Raw genomic sequence first — 14,359 nt, forward strand, 5'->3', positions numbered from 1 at the left:
TCATGGCGATCGGTACCAAGGAGCTCGCCACGGTCGAGCTCGACACGTTCGAGGACGGCCGTCTGGTCGAGGAGCTCAAGAAGGCCAAGGAAGAGCTGTTCAACCTGCGCTTCCAGGCCGCAACGGGCCAGGGCGAGGAGCGCGGCCGCATCAAGGCGGTCAAGCGCGACATCGCTCGCATCTACACGGTGATCCGCGAGCGCGAGCTCGGGATCCGGGCGACGCCCGCCCCCGTCGAGAAGCCGGCCAAGAAGTCGAAGGCCTCCATGAAGGCCGCCGAGGCTGGGAATGAGGAGACCAACTGATGGCTGACACCACCGAGAAGACGGCGGAGGACGGCGCCCTGAAGCGCAACCACCGCAAGACCCGCCGGGGCTACGTCTCGAGCGACAAGATGGACAAGACCATCACGGTCGTCGTCGAGGACAAGGTCAAGCACCCCCTCTACGGCAAGGTCCTCAGCCGCTCCAGCAAAGTCAAGGCGCACGACGCCGAGAACCAGGCCGGCATCGGCGACCTCGTCCTGATCGCCGAGACCCGCCCCACGAGCGCCACCAAGCGCTGGCGCCTCGTCGAGATCCTCGAGAAGGCGAAGTAACCAATGATCCAGCAGGAATCCCGAGTCCGCGTCGCGGACAACACGGGTGCCAAGGAGCTCCTGACGATCCGCGTGCTCGGCGGCTCCGGCCGCCGCTACGCGGGCATCGGCGACGTCATCGTCGCGACCGTCAAGGACGCGATCCCCGGCGGCAACGTGAAGAAGGGTGACGTCGTCAAGGCCGTCATCGTCCGCACCGTGAAGTCGACGCGCCGCGTCGACGGCTCGTACATCCGTTTCGACGAGAACGCCGCCGTCATCCTCAAGACCGACGGCGACCCGCGCGGCACGCGCATCTTCGGACCGGTCGGGCGCGAGCTCCGCGACAAGAAGTTCATGAAAATCGTTTCGCTCGCTCCGGAGGTGATCTGACCATGGCCAAGATCCGCAAGGGCGACCTCGTCCAGGTGATCTCGGGTCCCCGCGAAGACCGTGGTGGAGACCGCGGCAAGCAGGGCAAGGTCCTCGAGGTGCTCATGGACCAGGACCGCGTCATCGTCGAGGGCATCAACTACGTCACGAAGCACACGCGCGTCGGTCAGACGCAGCGCGGCTCGAAGACGGGTGGCATCGAGACCGTCGAGGCCCCGATCCACATCTCGAACGTGGCCCTCGTCGACCCCGACACGAAGCAGCCCGCCCGGGTCGGCTTCAAGGAGGTCGAGGTCGAGAAGGACGGCGTGACGAAGACGGTGCGCGAGCGCTACTTCAAGCCGTCGCGCCGCACCGCCAAGCCGGCCAAGGCGACGAAGTCGACCAAGGACGACGCGAAGGCCGAGAAGCCCGCGAAGGCCTCGAAGGACGACGCGAAGGCCGAGAAGCCCGCGAAGGCCGACAAGGCCGAGGCGAAGGCTCCCAAGGCCGCCAAGACCGAGAAGGTCGACACGAAGGCCGCTGACGCGGCCGAGACGAAGGACGACGAGTAAGCATGACCGAAAGCGCTACGGAGGCTGGCAAAATCCAGCCCCGGCTCAAGCTCAAGTACCGCGAGGACATCAAGCCGAAGCTCCAGGAGGAGCTCGGGCTGTCCAACGTCAACGAGGTCCCCGGCCTCGTGAAGATCGTGGTCAACATGGGTGTGGGTGAAGCGGCCCGCGACGGCAAGATCATCGAGGGCGCGATCGCCGACCTCACGGCCATCACCGGCCAGAAGCCGTACGTCTCGAAGGCCCGCAAGTCGATCGCGCAGTTCAAGCTCCGCGAGGGACAGCCCATCGGCGCCCACGTGACGCTCCGCGGCGACCGCATGTGGGAGTTCCTCGACCGCCTGCTCTCGCTCGCCCTGCCCCGTATCCGCGACTTCCGTGGCCTCAAGGACACGCAGTTCGACGGCAACGGCAACTACACGTTCGGTCTCACGGAGCAGGTCATGTTCCACGAGATCGACCCGGACAAGATCGACCGCACGCGCGGTATGGACATCACGGTCGTCACGACGGCCAAGAATGATGACCAGGGTCGGGCCCTGCTGCTCAAGCTCGGCTTCCCCTTCCACGCCGGCATCTCGGCCGAATAGTCCAACTCGTGCCGGAACCCCGGCACGTTCACACCACAGGTCACGTCCCCGTGTACGGGGAGTGAAACCAGGCGAAAGGCAATCATCATGACGATGACCGATCCCGTCGCAGACATGCTCACGCGTCTGCGCAACGCGAACTCGGCGCACCACGACTCCGTGTCGATGCCGTCTTCCAAGCTCAAGTCGCACATCGCCGACATCCTCAAGCGTGAGGGCTACATCGCCGACTGGACCGTCGAGGACGCCCGCGTCGGCCAGACGCTGACCCTCACGCTCAAGTTCGGCCCGAACCGCGAACGCTCCATCGTGGGCATCAAGCGCGTCTCCAAGCCCGGTCTGCGCGTCTACGCGCGCTCGACCGAGCTGCCCAGCGTGCTCGGCGGCCTCGGCGTCGCGATCCTGTCCACCTCCTCGGGTCTGCTCACGAACCGCGAGGCCGAGAAGAAGGGCGTGGGTGGGGAAGTCCTCGCCTACGTGTGGTGATCACTGATGTCCCGTATCGGTCGACTTCCCATTCAGATCCCCGCCGGCGTCGACGTCAAGATCGACGGACGGCAGGTCACCGTCAAGGGCCCGAAGGGTGAGCTCCGCCTCACCGTCGCGAGCCCCATCGAGGCCACCGTCGAGGACGGCCAGGTCGTCGTGTCCCGTCCGGACGACGAGCGCGAGTCGCGCTCGCTGCACGGCCTGACGCGCACCCTCATCAACAACGACATCATCGGCGTCACCGAGGGCTACTCCAAGGGCCTCGAGGTCGTCGGCACCGGTTACCGCGTGCAGGCGAAGGGCCAGAACCTCGAGTTCGCGCTCGGCTACTCGCACTCGATCACCGTCGAGCCGCCGGAGGGCATCACCTTCCAGGTCGAGGGCGCGAACAAGGTGACGGTCCAGGGCATCAGCAAGCAGCTGGTCGGCGAGACCGCCGCGAACATCCGCAAGCTGCGCAAGCCCGAGCCCTACAAGGGCAAGGGCGTGCGCTACGCCGGCGAGCAGATTCGCCGCAAGGCCGGAAAGGCTGGTAAGTAGTCATGGGGCTCGGAACCCGAGGCAAGAGCAAGTCGGCCGCACGCGGCCGCCGCCACGACCGTCTTCGCAAGAGGATCGTCGGCACCGAGGCGCGTCCCCGCCTCGTCGTCACGCGTTCGGCGCGTCACGTCTTCGTCCAGGTCGTCGACGACGCGAAGGGTCACACCCTCGCGAGCGCCTCGACCATGGAGGCCGACGTCCGCGCCCTCGACGGCGACAAGACCGCCAAGTCGCGCAAGGTCGGCGAGCTCGTCGCCGCGCGTGCCAAGGACGCCGGCGTCGAGACCGTCGTGTTCGACCGCGGCGGCAACAAGTACGCCGGTCGCATCGCGGCCATCGCCGATGGAGCACGAGAGGCAGGGCTGAACCTGTGACCGAGAACGTGAACCCGAGCGCCGAGAGCGCTCCCGAGAACATGAGCGACCGGCCCGTCGAGACGGCTGCGTCGAGCGAGTCGAACACGCGCGAGGGCGCGGGCGCCGGTGGTCGTGGTGACCGCCGCGGCGGCCGTGGCGACCGCGACGGTGGCCGCGGCGGCCGTGGCGGCCGCGACCAGGGTCGCGACCGCGACAACCAGTTCCTCGAGCGCGTCGTCACCATCAACCGCGTGTCGAAGGTCGTCAAGGGCGGCCGTCGCTTCGCCTTCACGGCCCTCGTGGTCGTCGGTGACGGCAACGGGCTCGTCGGTGTCGGCTACGGCAAGGCGCGCGAGGTGCCCCTCGCGATCTCGAAGGGCGTCGAGGAGGCGAAGAAGAACTTCTTCCGCGTCCCCCGTGTCCTGAAGACGATCCCGCACCCCGTGCAGGGTGAGGCCGCGGCCGGCGTCGTCCTGCTGCGCCCCGCCGCCGCGGGTACCGGTGTCATCGCCGGTGGTCCCGTCCGCGCGGTCCTCGAGTGCGCAGGCATCCACGACGTGCTCTCGAAGTCGCTCGGATCGTCGAACACGATCAACATCGTCCACGCGACGGTCGAGGCGCTCAAGCAGCTCGAGGAGCCGCGCGCCGTCGCGGCCCGCCGTGGTCTCGACGTCGACCAGGTCGTCCCGGCGCGCATCCTGCGCGCCGAGGAGCAGGCCCGCGCCGAGGCACAGGACACCACGAAGGTTGGTGCATGATGGCGAACATCAGGGTGACGCAGACCAAGTCGGTCATCAGCGAGAAGCAGAACCAGCGCGACACGCTGCGCTCGCTCGGTCTCAAGCGGATCGGCGACAGCGTGGTGCGGGAGGACAACGCGGTGAACCGCGGCTACGTCCGCGCCGTCGCGCACCTCGTGTCGGTTGAGGAGATCAGCGAATGACGAAGAAGGAAGAGGAGACGCAGGCCGCGTCGGAGCCGCAGCTCCGTGTGCACCACCTGCGTCCCGCGCCCGGATCCAAGAAGGCGCGCACGCGCGTCGGTCGCGGTGAGGGCTCGAAGGGCAAGACCGCCGGCCGCGGCACCAAGGGCTCGAAGGCCCGCACGCAGGTGAAGGCCGGCTTCGAGGGCGGCCAGATGCCGCTCCACATGCGCACCCCGAAGCTGCGCGGGTTCAAGAACCCGTTCCGCACGGAGTACCAGGTGGTCAACGTGTCGAAGCTCGCGGAGCTCTACCCCGAGGGTGGCGACGTCACGATCGCCGATCTCGTGGAGAAGGGCGCCGTGCGCAAGAACCAGCCCGTCAAGGTTCTCGGGAACGGGGACATTGCGGTTAGGCTGAACGTTGCGGTCGACAAGGTCTCGAACTCTGCCCAGCAGAAGATCGAGGCAGCCGGCGGCTCCGTCAAGTAAGCACCCTGAGCGGGGGTCGGCGGAGGTCGGCCCCCGCTCAGTGCATCACTAGGAAAGCAGGACCTCAGCGTGTTCAGTGCCATCGCACGGGTGTTCAAGACCCCCGACCTGCGTCGGAAGATCCTGTTCACCCTCGGCATGGTGGCCGTCTACCGGCTCGGAACCATGATCCCCGGCCCGTTCGTCGACTACGTCGCCGTCCGCCAGTGTCTCGATTCGGGCACGGGCGCGACCGCCGGTCTCTACGACATGGTGAACCTGTTCTCCGGCGGTGCGCTCCTGCAGCTGTCGATCTTCGCGCTCGGCATCATGCCGTACATCACCGCGTCGATCATCACGCAGCTCCTGCGCGTCGTGATCCCCCACTTCGAGGCCCTCCACAAGGAGGGGCAGTCGGGGCAGGCGAAGCTCACGCAGTACACGCGGTACATCACGATCGGCCTCGCGGTGCTCCAGGCCACGACGCTCATCACGGTCGCCCGGTCGGGCGCCCTCTTCGGCTCCGGTGGCACGGAGTGCAGCAACGTCATCAGCCTGCTCGACGAGAGCGCGGCACCCGAGAACGCGGTCGTCAACATCCTCCGCATCATCCTCATCATCGCGGCGCTCACGGCCGGTACCGCGGTCATCATGTGGATCGGCGAGCTCATCACCGAGCGCGGCATCGGCAACGGCATGTCGCTGCTCATCTTCACGTCGATCGCCGCGACGTTCCCGTCGGCACTCGGCTCGATCGCCCAGGGCTCGGGCGGTCTCGGCACACTTGTCGTCGTCATCGCGATCGGTGTCCTCATCATGATGGCCGTCGTGTTCGTCGAGCAGTCGCAGCGGCGCATCCCCGTGCAGTACGCGAAGCGCATGGTCGGGCGACGCACCTACGGCGGCAACACGACCTACATCCCGATCAAGGTCAACCAGGCGGGCGTCATCCCCGTCATCTTCGCCTCGTCGCTGCTCTACCTGCCGGCACTCGTCGCACAGTTCAACCAGACGCCGGACCCCGTCACGGGCGAGCTCGCCCCGTGGGTCACGTGGATCATGAACAACTTCACGACGGGCAACCACCCCCTCTACATGGCGGTGTTCTTCGTCCTCATCATCGGGTTCGCGTACTTCTACGTCGCGATCGCGTTCAACCCCGAGGAAGTCGCCGAGAACATGCGCAAGCACGGCGGGTTCATCCCCGGTATCCGTGCCGGACGCCCCACGGCCGAGTACCTCAACTTCGTCCTCACGCGCATCACGTTCCCGGGGTCCCTGTACCTTGGCGTGCTCGCGCTCATCCCGCTCATCGCCCTCTCGGTCGTCAACGCGAACCAGAACTTCCCGTTCGGCGGTGCGTCGATCCTCATCATCGTCGGTGTGGGTCTCGAGACGGTGAAGCAGATCGACGCGCAACTCCAACAACGCAACTACGAGGGGCTTCTCCGATGACCACACGATCCACCGAAGACGCCGTCCGACTCCTCATCGTCGGACCACCCGGCGCGGGCAAGGGCACGCAGGCCACGCGCGTGTCCGAGGCCTACGGTGTCCCCGCCGTCTCGACGGGCGACATCTTCCGCGCCAACATCAAGAACGAGACCGAGCTCGGCCTCAAGGTGAAGGCGATCATCGAGTCGGGTGACCTCGTGCCGGACACCCTGACGAACGAACTCGTGGCCGATCGGCTCGGCCACGGCGACGCCAAGTCGGGTTTCCTGCTCGACGGCTACCCGCGCACGGTCGAGCAGGTGGAATACCTGACCGCACTCCTCAAGGCGCAGGGCACCGCGATCGACGCGGTCATCCAGCTCGAGGTCGACACGGACGAGGTCGTCGCGCGGCTCCGGCAGCGTGCGATCGAGCAGGGGCGCTCGGACGACACGGAGGACGCCATCCGGCACCGCCAGGACGTCTACGCGCGCGAGACCGCACCGGTGCTCGAGATCTACGAGGCGCGCGGCCTCGTCGTGAAGGTGGACGGTCTCGGTTCGGTCGACGAGGTCACCTCGCGCATCGAGGCGGGCCTCGCCGAGAAGGGCATCCCCACACGCTGAGCCGACTGCATCGCAGCGGACCGAACGGCGGCCCCGGGAGCACCTCCCGGGGCCGCCGTTCCCGTTCGGCGAGTCCGGGGGCGCGTGCGCGAGGATGAGGCCATGACCGTGCACTGGAAACTCGTCGTCGACTGTGCCGACGCGACCACCCTCGCCGCATTCTGGGCCGCGGCCCTCGAGTACGTCGTCGAGGACCCGACACCGCTCATCGACGAGCTGCTCGCCGCTGGGTACGTGTCGTCCGAGACGGTCGTCGACCACGGCGACCGGAAGACCTTCCGGGGATTCGGCGCCGTCCGCCACCCCGACGACCCCTTCGAAGCCGGGAGCGGAACCGGACTCGGGCGCCGGATCCTCTTCCAGGAGGTGCCGGAGCGGAAGGTCGTCAAGAACCGGCTGCACATCGACCTGCACGCCGAACCCGGCGGCCGTGACGCGCTCGTCGAGCGCGTCGAGTCGCTCGGTGCGAGCCGTGGGGACGAGGTCGACCAGGGGCCCGCGGGGCACTGGTGGGTCATGCGGGACCCCGAGGGGAACGAGTTCTGCGTCAGTTGAGCGGGCCGTCGCCGCCGTCCCGGCTACCGCATCGCTCGTACATCCTGCGGATCGTCCGGATGGGCCGTCCGGATGACATGTCTGACGCACCGTTCAGGAAACGTGCAGGTTTCCAATAGGATCACGTCGAATGACCGTCTCGAACGCACTTTGGAGCCTCCCGTGCAGCGCAACCCACTGACTCTCACCGTCTCACTCGCCGCCTTCGCCCTCGTCGCCCTCACCGGCTGCTCGTCCGGTGGCGACGACCAGGCTGCCGAAACCACCGCGCCCGCCACGCAGGTCGTCACGGACCAGACGCAGGAGGAGGCACCCCAGGACGAGGCGCCGACCCTGGACGGCGAAGGTATCGCCTACGGCACCGAGACCGTCACGGGCCTCGACTTCAACACCTCGTGCGTCGGCAGCGGCGAGACCGTGACCGTGGCCGGCCTGGCGACGGCCGAGGACGGGACGCAGTACACGATCTCCGTCACGGAGGGCATCTTCGGCTTCACGGCGCTCTCGAGCGACCACACGACCACTGCGATCGCGCTCGCCGCGGGTACCTCGACGCCGGGCACCCACATCGACGTGACCGAGAACGGTTCCGAGTACACGATCACGGGCACGGGGACGCTCACGTCGACCGACGACCCGACCGGCTCGAACGTGCCGTTCACGGCTCGGGTGACCTGCGACACCACCGTCTGAGTCTCCCCACGAACCGCCCCGTCGCACGCTGTGCGGCGGGGCGGTTCGCATTCAGACGGACGGGGGCACCCGCACCCCGACATCGGCTGCGGTGCGCGGCCGGACGAGCCGCAGCGCCGCGACCGTCCCGACGAGCCCGGCGACGGCGAGTCCCGTGTTCATGCCGAGCATCGCGATGAGGAACGGTGCCGTCGTGAACAGCACGCACGCGAGTGCCACGCGCGCGGCCCCGGGCGCGACGGACCCGGCGGGGACACTCGGGGGCGCCTCCTCGAAGCGCGCGAGGGCGAGGGACAGCAGCCAGAGCAGGGCGAGCACGAGCGCCGTGAACAGGATGCGCTCCCACCACCAGCGGGTGCTCCCCGGCTCGCTCAGGGTGGCCGGCACGAGGAGCTGCAGGCCGAGCAGCAGCATGATCGCGGGCGAGTGCCAGCAGTAGATCGTCATGGCGCGCGAGCCGACGACGTACACGACGGCACGGGCCGCACACGTGCGCATGAGCGCGGAGAGCGGACGGTACGCGAGCCGCAGCGCCGCGGCCTGGGCGACGGCGAGGCACACGAGCGGCAGCGTGGGCGGGTACTGGTTCGCGAGCATGTTCCACGAGTACGCCCCCGTCGACACGAGCCCCCACAGTGCGAGGTAGGCGAGCACGATGATGCCCACGAGCTCGACGGGACGGCGCCTGGCGAAGAAGCCGTCGCGCATCCAGAATCCGAGCTGATGGCAGGCGGCCCACACGAAAAGCACGTTCGGCAGGCCGAGGAGTACCTCGCCGCTCGCAGTGCGCATCGCGTCGACGGCCGCGGCGGCTGCCACGAGCGTGATGAGGGTCACGACGGGGCGGCGCTCGTGCAGCCGCAGGAGCAGTGGCACACAGGCCTGCACGATGAGGAAGCTGGACAGGAACCACAGCGGCGAGCCGACGGCGACGGCGACGGCCGACACGAGGGTCCGGTCGACCGAGGTCGCACCGATCACGAGCAGCGTCGCCCCGAAGAACGCGAAGACGGGCAGCGCCGGACGCGCGAGGCGCAGGAGCCGTCCGCGGACGTAGTCGGCATCGCTCGCGCCACGCTTCCGCGCGGAGCGATAGGCGGTCGCCGACGCGAATCCGCCGACGACGAAGAAGAGCGGCATGATCTCGAAGATCCACGTGACCGCGGCGAACCAGGGCTGCAACTCGACCGTGTGCTCCACCTCGATGCCGGCATCGGTCACCCGGACCCCCGCGAACAGCACGTGGATCACGACGACGAGGACGACGCACGCGACGCGCGCGAGGTCGAGGGTCAGGTCGCGTTCGGCGAGCTTCGCAGCGACGTCCGGGCGTTCCGTGGTGATGTCCATGCGGTGAAGCTACGACGCCTGCCGCCGTCGCAGGGCCCTCGGGCCCCGAAATGCACCGGAGGTTGCACCCGGGGGATGACCACGGCTCGGCCGGTCGGCGGAGCCGCCGCGCGGACTCGTCCTGCTGCGGGATCGAGCCTCTCCGGCCGGGCGGATCCTCAGCCGGTGAGCGCCGCGACGACGGCACGCGCGTCCGCGAAGTAGGGCTCGTAGTGCGCGGCGTCGTCGTTGATCTGCGCCTCGTGCCCGACGAGCGTGGGTTCCATGTGCTCCCAGCCATCGATCCGGACCATCGCGTCGAGGAACGCGCCCGCGGCGTAGGCGGGGTCGAGCACCTCCTCGCGCGTACCCCAGCCGAGACACCACTGCTGCTGGAAGACGCCGAGCGAACAGTTGAGCGAGCCGTCCGGGTTGCGCGCGTCGTCGCCTCGGTCGATGTTGCGCAACGAACTCTCGCCCATCGCGACCATGACGGCGATCTCCTGTCCGCGGGTGGGGATGTGTCGCTCCTGCGCGACCGGCACGATGATCGCGGCGATCTCGATCTGTTCGCCCTCCCAGTTGCCGACCGATGCGGGCAGGTCGTCGAGGTCGACCGGGTTGCCGATGCGTGCCCGCTCGGCAGCCGCGGTCCCGACGGCGGCGATCGCGGTGACGAGAACGAGCGCGACGGCGGCGAGGAGGAGCCGCACGACCCGCTGCCGGTGCGTCAGGCGTGACCAGCGCGCGGCGACCCACCCGGTCGTGCGGGCGACGGGGGAGGGAGGTGGAGCGGTCACGCCGACGATGGTAATCACCGCCGATGGGCGACTCCTGCGGCGGGCGGCGCGTGGCCGCCCTCGGCGCGCAGTGACTCGATACAGCGCGTCAGGAGTTCGTGGAGCTCCTCGGCCTCGGCCGGCTCGAGCCCGTGGACCATCGCGGCCTCCACCTCGGCGACGCGCCGTTGGGCGCGTTCGAGGAGCCGCTCGCCCTCTGCCGTGAGCCTCGTGGGGAGCGCCCGACCCGAGGGGGCCGTCGCCGCTCGCTCGATGAGCGCGCGTTCGCGGAGCCCGCGCAGCAGGGTGTGCATCGTCTTCGCGACGCGACTCGACGCGACCCGTGCCGTTCGCGGTCCGGGAGCCGCTTCCGGGCGTCGACCTCGATGCGATCGAGCCCCGCCCCGGTGCGGGCATCGCCCTCTGGATGCACGGCGACGACGTACAGGCGCTGCACGACGAACTCGTCACCGCCGGCGTCACCGTGCTCGCACCACCGCAACAGGGCCCGTTCGGCGTGACGTTCACGTTCGCCGATCCCGACGGCTACGCGATCACTGTCCACGACCGGGCGTGAGCGGCGGCCCGATCGGAACGCGCGTGGCCCCGCCCCGGGAACGGGGCGGGGCCACGCGCGTGCGGAACGGGACCGGTCAGCGGAACGCGCTCACGCCCGTCAGCTTCTCGCCCAGGATGAGCGTGTGCACCTCGTCGGTGCCCTCGTACGTGCGCACGGACTCGAGGTTGTTCGCGTGCCGCAGGGGCGAGTACTCGAGCAGGATGCCGTTGCCGCCGAGCATCGCGCGCGCGTCACGGCAGATCGCGATCGCCTCGCGGCAGTTGTTGAGCTTGCCGACCGAGATCATGTGGTGCTGCAGCGTGCCCGCATCCTTCATGCGGCCGATGTGGAGCGCGAGGAGCTGACCCTTCTGGATCTCGAGTGCCATGTTCACGAGCTTCTCCTGTGTCAACTGGAACGCACTGAGCGGCTTCCCGAACTGCTGACGCTGCGCCGTGTACGCCGCGGCGACCTCGAACGAGTCCCGCGCCGCGCCCATCGCGCCCCAGATGATCCCGTAGCGCGCCTCGTTGAGGCACTGGAACGGCGCCTTGAGGCCGGCGGCGCCGGGCAGGCGGTCCGCCTCCGTGAGCCGCACGTTCTCGAACGTGAGCTCCGTCTGGATCGAGGCGCGCATCGAGAGTTTCGGTTCCAGCAGCTTCGCGGAGAAGCCCTCTGCGTCCGTCGGCACGATGAAGCCGCGCACGCCCTCGTCGGTCATCGCCCACACGATCGCGATCTGCGCGATCGTGCCGAGACCGATCCACCGCTTCGAACCGTTCAACACCCAACCGTCGCCGTCGCGCTCCGCGCGGGTGAGCATGCCCGACGGGTCGCTGCCCGCCGTCGGCTCGGTCAGGCCGAAGCACCCGACCACACGGCCCGCCGCCATCTCGGGCAGCAGGCGCTGCTTCTGCTCCTCCGAGCCGTGCTTGTGGATCGCACTCATGGCGAGCGAGCCCTGTACCGAGACGAATGTGCGCAGGCCCGAGTCGCCCGCCTCGAGCTCCTGCATCGCGATGCCGTACTCCGTCGCGCTGCGGCCCGCGCAGCCGTACCCGTCGAGGTGCATGCCGAGCAGTCCGAGCTCCGCCATCTCGGGGATGATCTCGGTCGGGAACACCGCGTACTCGTACCACTTGGCGATGTTCGGACGGAACCGGCGGTCGACGAACTCGCGCACGCGGTCACGGAGCGCGAGCTCCTCGTCGGTGAATTGGGCATCGATGTTCAGGAGGTCGGAGAGGTCTGCCACGGTCGGGCCTTTCGAGAGGAAGCGGAATCGGGTGGAGTGTTCGGCGGGTCGATCGAGCGATCAGACCGGCGGATACTCCTCCGGCGCCTCCGCGTCGACGCTCGAGGCGAGCCACGAGCGCACCTCGGCGTCGTGCTCACCGAGCAGCGGGGGAGCCTGCGTCCGCGGCTCGAAGGACGGCGTGTACGAGACGGGATGGCGGACCCCGTGGCCGCGGGGTGCGCCGTCGGGACCGTGGAGTTCGAGCACGGGGTCGAGGCCGAGCCGCTCGGCGTAGTCGAGTCCGTCGGCGATCGAACCGACGACGCCCACGGGGCAGCCGCTCGCGCGGATCCGCTCCGCCCACTCGGCGGCGTCGCCGTCGGCGAGACGCGATTCGAGCGCCTCGCGCACCTCCTCGCGGTGCGCGACGCGCTGCGGGTTCGTCGCGAAGCGGGGATCGTCGGCGAGTTCCGGCGCACCGAGGAGCGTGACGAGCGAGCGGAACTGCCCGTCGTTGCCGATTGCGACCGCGATCTCGGCGTCGCGGCACGCGAGGGTCTGGTACGGCACGATCGACGGGTGGTCGTTGCCGAGCCGGCGCGGTTCCGCGCCCGCGCCGACGACCGCCTGGATCTGGTTCGCGAGCGCGCCCTGCAGGCTCGAGAGCAGATTGACCTCGACGTGTGCACCCTCACCCGTGCGGTCACGCCGCGTGAGCGCCGCGAGCGTGCCGATCGTGCCGTCCTTCGCCGTCAGGACGTCGACGAGCGCGACCCCGGCCTTCATCGGCCGCCCGTCGTCCTCGCCGGTGATGTGCATGAGCCCGCCGATCGCCTGCACGATGAAGTCGTAGCCGGGGAGGGCCGCGCCGCCCGCGCTCCCGAACCCCGTGACCGAGACGAACACGACGTCCGGATTGACGGCCCGCACCGCTTCGTAGCCGAGACCGAGGCGGTCCAGCCCGCCCGTGATGAAGTTCTCGACGACGACGTCGGCGCGCGTCGCGAGCTCGAGCGCGAGGCGGTTGTCCTCGGCGTCGCGCAGATCGAGCGTCACCGACTCCTTGTTCCGATTCACCGACTCGAAGTACGTCGCCTGGCCGGACGTCGCGTACGGCGGCCCCCAGCTGCGGGTGTCGTCGCCCGTCCCGGGGCGTTCGACCTTGATGACGCGGGCGCCCAGATCGGCGAGGGTCATCGTGATGAGCGGCCCCGCGAGCACACGCGAGAAGTCGGCCACGAGGAGTCCCTCGAGGGGTCGTGCCACGTCCGGCTCCTCTCCGCACGGGCCCCGACGCCCTCGCTCGCCATGGCGTTCGCGTCCGCCCGCACCTGGAGGCTAGCAATCCGCCTCCCGCGGCGGCAAGCGCGCCCGGGTCGTGCGTCAGGGCTGGTGCCTGGGCGTCGCCCGCAGGCGTGGCGTGGGCGTCTGCGCGTCGGGGGTCTCGCCGGGCCACGGTTCCGGATCGGGCAGGCCGTACCGCTCGTGCAGCCGGCGCCTGGCGGCGGCGACCGGGAACGTCTCCGGGTACACGCAGATCTTGAAGACGATGCCCTCGAGCGTGCTCCGGAACAGGATCTCCTCGGCGACCGGGTCGCTCGCGCCGCGGGCCGCGAAGATGCTCCGCAGGCGGTCCTCCGCTGCGCGCAGCCGAGATTCGTGTTGCTGCTCGAACTCGGCGAACACGTCGTGCGGGCCGGGTTGCAGCATCGAGGCCAGGACGAGCGCCTGTGGCGCGGGGGCGGACTCCGCGGCCTCGAGCGTCACGTCGATGATCGTCGCGAGCGCGACGTCCGGGTCGCCCGGCGCCCCGTCGATGACGTCGAGCGATGCATCGAGGCGCGGACCGATCACCTCGGCGAGCACGTCCGCCTTGGCGTCGAAGTAGTAGCGCGCGAGGCCGTGGCTGAGGCCCGCCTCCGCGGTGATCGCGCTGAGCGAGGTCGCGTCGTAGCCGCGTTCGGAGAACAGATCGTCCGCGGCCTCCACGAGTTTCGCGCGTGAGCGCTCTCGCATCTCGGCGTTGGTTTCGGGATTCCGCGGTGACATGATCGAAGACGCTAGGCGCGCCCCTCCGGCCGTTTCTGGGACGCAGGTCGACGGTCTCTGCGAGCCCGCGGCTCGGGCTCCCGACCGACCCGGCGTCTCGCCCGTCGTTGCGGGCGAGACGGGGGATCGGTGGAGTCGATGGGGAGCCGTGGGCAGGGGGGCCCGTGGACGTTTCGGCGTGCATCTGCTAGCGCACTCTGTCATCGC

General features: G+C 69.3%; 20 protein-coding genes and 2 pseudogenes. 16 read left to right on the forward strand and 6 right to left on the reverse strand.

Features of this window, described 5'->3' with window-relative positions; all coding sequences use genetic code 11:
- The first annotated feature begins 2 nt into the window (after positions 1 to 2).
- The 15 genes and pseudogenes from rpmC to HNR16_RS01385 all read left to right on the forward strand — a co-directional run bounded on the left by rpmC (position 3) and on the right by HNR16_RS01385 (position 8,199).
- Positions 3 to 305 carry a 50S ribosomal protein L29 gene (rpmC, locus tag HNR16_RS01315; protein ID WP_158039217.1) on the forward strand — a complete coding sequence of 101 codons (303 nt, stop codon included), beginning with the start codon at positions 3 to 5 and terminating at the stop codon, positions 303 to 305.
- Positions 305 to 598 (forward strand): 30S ribosomal protein S17, encoded by a 294-nt coding sequence (rpsQ, locus tag HNR16_RS01320; protein ID WP_158039218.1) that lies wholly within the window; start codon positions 305 to 307, stop codon positions 596 to 598. The genes rpmC and rpsQ overlap by 1 nt, the downstream gene beginning before the upstream one ends.
- Positions 599 to 601: 3 nt before the next feature.
- Positions 602 to 970: a 50S ribosomal protein L14 gene (gene rplN, locus HNR16_RS01325; RefSeq protein WP_158039219.1), complete on the forward strand. Its 369-nt coding sequence runs from the start codon at positions 602 to 604 to the stop codon at positions 968 to 970.
- Between the two features lie 2 nt (positions 971 to 972).
- Positions 973 to 1,317, forward strand: a pseudogene (gene rplX, locus HNR16_RS17975) (50S ribosomal protein L24); the annotation flags it as partial.
- A gap of 209 nt (positions 1,318 to 1,526) precedes the next feature.
- Entirely contained in the window at positions 1,527 to 2,114 is a 588-nt protein-coding gene (gene rplE, locus HNR16_RS01335; RefSeq protein WP_158039221.1) for a 50S ribosomal protein L5, read from the forward strand.
- A gap of 87 nt (positions 2,115 to 2,201) precedes the next feature.
- Complete coding sequence (rpsH, locus tag HNR16_RS01340) at positions 2,202 to 2,600, forward strand: 30S ribosomal protein S8 (protein ID WP_158039222.1); 399 nt, start codon at positions 2,202 to 2,204, stop codon at positions 2,598 to 2,600.
- A gap of 6 nt (positions 2,601 to 2,606) precedes the next feature.
- A complete protein-coding gene (gene rplF / locus HNR16_RS01345; protein WP_158039223.1) occupies positions 2,607 to 3,143 on the forward strand; it encodes a 50S ribosomal protein L6 in 537 nt (178 codons plus the stop codon).
- A 2-nt stretch (positions 3,144 to 3,145) separates the two neighbouring features.
- The gene (gene rplR / locus HNR16_RS01350; RefSeq protein ID WP_158039224.1) at positions 3,146 to 3,517 is read left to right on the forward strand and encodes a 50S ribosomal protein L18; all 372 of its coding nucleotides are present in this window, start codon (positions 3,146 to 3,148) and stop codon (positions 3,515 to 3,517) included.
- A 41-nt stretch (positions 3,518 to 3,558) separates the two neighbouring features.
- Positions 3,559 to 4,257, forward strand: a complete 699-nt coding sequence (rpsE, locus tag HNR16_RS01355) for a 30S ribosomal protein S5 (protein ID WP_158039324.1) — start codon at positions 3,559 to 3,561, stop codon at positions 4,255 to 4,257.
- Positions 4,257 to 4,442 (forward strand): 50S ribosomal protein L30, encoded by a 186-nt coding sequence (rpmD, locus tag HNR16_RS01360; protein ID WP_179558348.1) that lies wholly within the window; start codon positions 4,257 to 4,259, stop codon positions 4,440 to 4,442. Before rpsE ends, rpmD begins: the two co-directional genes overlap by 1 nt.
- Positions 4,439 to 4,912 carry a 50S ribosomal protein L15 gene (gene rplO / locus HNR16_RS01365; RefSeq protein WP_158039226.1) on the forward strand — a complete coding sequence of 158 codons (474 nt, stop codon included), beginning with the start codon at positions 4,439 to 4,441 and terminating at the stop codon, positions 4,910 to 4,912. The genes rpmD and rplO overlap by 4 nt, the downstream gene beginning before the upstream one ends.
- A 69-nt stretch (positions 4,913 to 4,981) precedes the next feature.
- Positions 4,982 to 6,346, forward strand: coding sequence for a preprotein translocase subunit SecY (gene secY / locus HNR16_RS01370; RefSeq protein WP_158039227.1), 1,365 nt, complete (start codon positions 4,982 to 4,984; stop codon positions 6,344 to 6,346).
- Positions 6,343 to 6,951: an adenylate kinase gene (locus HNR16_RS01375; protein WP_158039228.1), complete on the forward strand. Its 609-nt coding sequence runs from the start codon at positions 6,343 to 6,345 to the stop codon at positions 6,949 to 6,951. Before secY ends, HNR16_RS01375 begins: the two co-directional genes overlap by 4 nt.
- A gap of 102 nt (positions 6,952 to 7,053) precedes the next feature.
- Entirely contained in the window at positions 7,054 to 7,506 is a 453-nt protein-coding gene (locus HNR16_RS01380; protein WP_158039229.1) for a VOC family protein, read from the forward strand.
- Positions 7,507 to 7,668: 162 nt separating this feature from the next.
- A complete protein-coding gene (locus tag HNR16_RS01385) occupies positions 7,669 to 8,199 on the forward strand; it encodes a lipoprotein LpqH (protein WP_179558043.1) in 531 nt (176 codons plus the stop codon).
- 51 nt (positions 8,200 to 8,250) lie between these two features.
- Here HNR16_RS01385 and HNR16_RS01390 read toward each other — a convergent pair whose 3' ends face one another.
- From HNR16_RS01390 to HNR16_RS01400, 3 genes are all read right to left on the reverse strand, one after another.
- Entirely contained in the window at positions 8,251 to 9,549 is a 1,299-nt protein-coding gene (locus HNR16_RS01390) for an acyltransferase family protein (RefSeq protein WP_158039231.1), read from the reverse strand.
- A 158-nt stretch (positions 9,550 to 9,707) separates the two neighbouring features.
- Complete coding sequence (locus tag HNR16_RS01395) at positions 9,708 to 10,328, reverse strand: hypothetical protein (protein WP_158039232.1); 621 nt, start codon at positions 10,326 to 10,328, stop codon at positions 9,708 to 9,710.
- A 14-nt stretch (positions 10,329 to 10,342) separates the two neighbouring features.
- Positions 10,343 to 10,621, reverse strand: a complete 279-nt coding sequence (locus HNR16_RS01400) for a helix-turn-helix domain-containing protein (RefSeq protein WP_158039233.1) — start codon at positions 10,619 to 10,621, stop codon at positions 10,343 to 10,345.
- Between the two features lie 20 nt (positions 10,622 to 10,641).
- On the opposite strand from HNR16_RS01400, the pseudogene HNR16_RS18695 reads away from it, so the two are divergent.
- Positions 10,642 to 10,884, forward strand: a pseudogene (locus tag HNR16_RS18695) (VOC family protein); the annotation flags it as partial.
- 76 nt (positions 10,885 to 10,960) lie between these two features.
- Here HNR16_RS18695 and HNR16_RS01410 read toward each other — a convergent pair.
- The 3 genes from HNR16_RS01410 to HNR16_RS01420 all read right to left on the reverse strand — a co-directional run bounded on the left by HNR16_RS01410 (position 10,961) and on the right by HNR16_RS01420 (position 14,152).
- Positions 10,961 to 12,121, reverse strand: a complete 1,161-nt coding sequence (locus HNR16_RS01410; protein WP_158039235.1) for an acyl-CoA dehydrogenase family protein — start codon at positions 12,119 to 12,121, stop codon at positions 10,961 to 10,963.
- A gap of 60 nt (positions 12,122 to 12,181) precedes the next feature.
- A complete protein-coding gene (locus tag HNR16_RS01415) occupies positions 12,182 to 13,369 on the reverse strand; it encodes a CaiB/BaiF CoA transferase family protein (protein WP_158039236.1) in 1,188 nt (395 codons plus the stop codon).
- A 117-nt stretch (positions 13,370 to 13,486) separates the two neighbouring features.
- Positions 13,487 to 14,152, reverse strand: coding sequence for a TetR/AcrR family transcriptional regulator (locus tag HNR16_RS01420; protein WP_179558044.1), 666 nt, complete (start codon positions 14,150 to 14,152; stop codon positions 13,487 to 13,489).
- Positions 14,153 to 14,359 lie beyond the last annotated feature (207 nt).

The sequence above is a fragment of the Pseudoclavibacter chungangensis genome, from assembly GCF_013410545.1.
Classification (GTDB): domain Bacteria; phylum Actinomycetota; class Actinomycetes; order Actinomycetales; family Microbacteriaceae; genus Pseudoclavibacter; species Pseudoclavibacter chungangensis.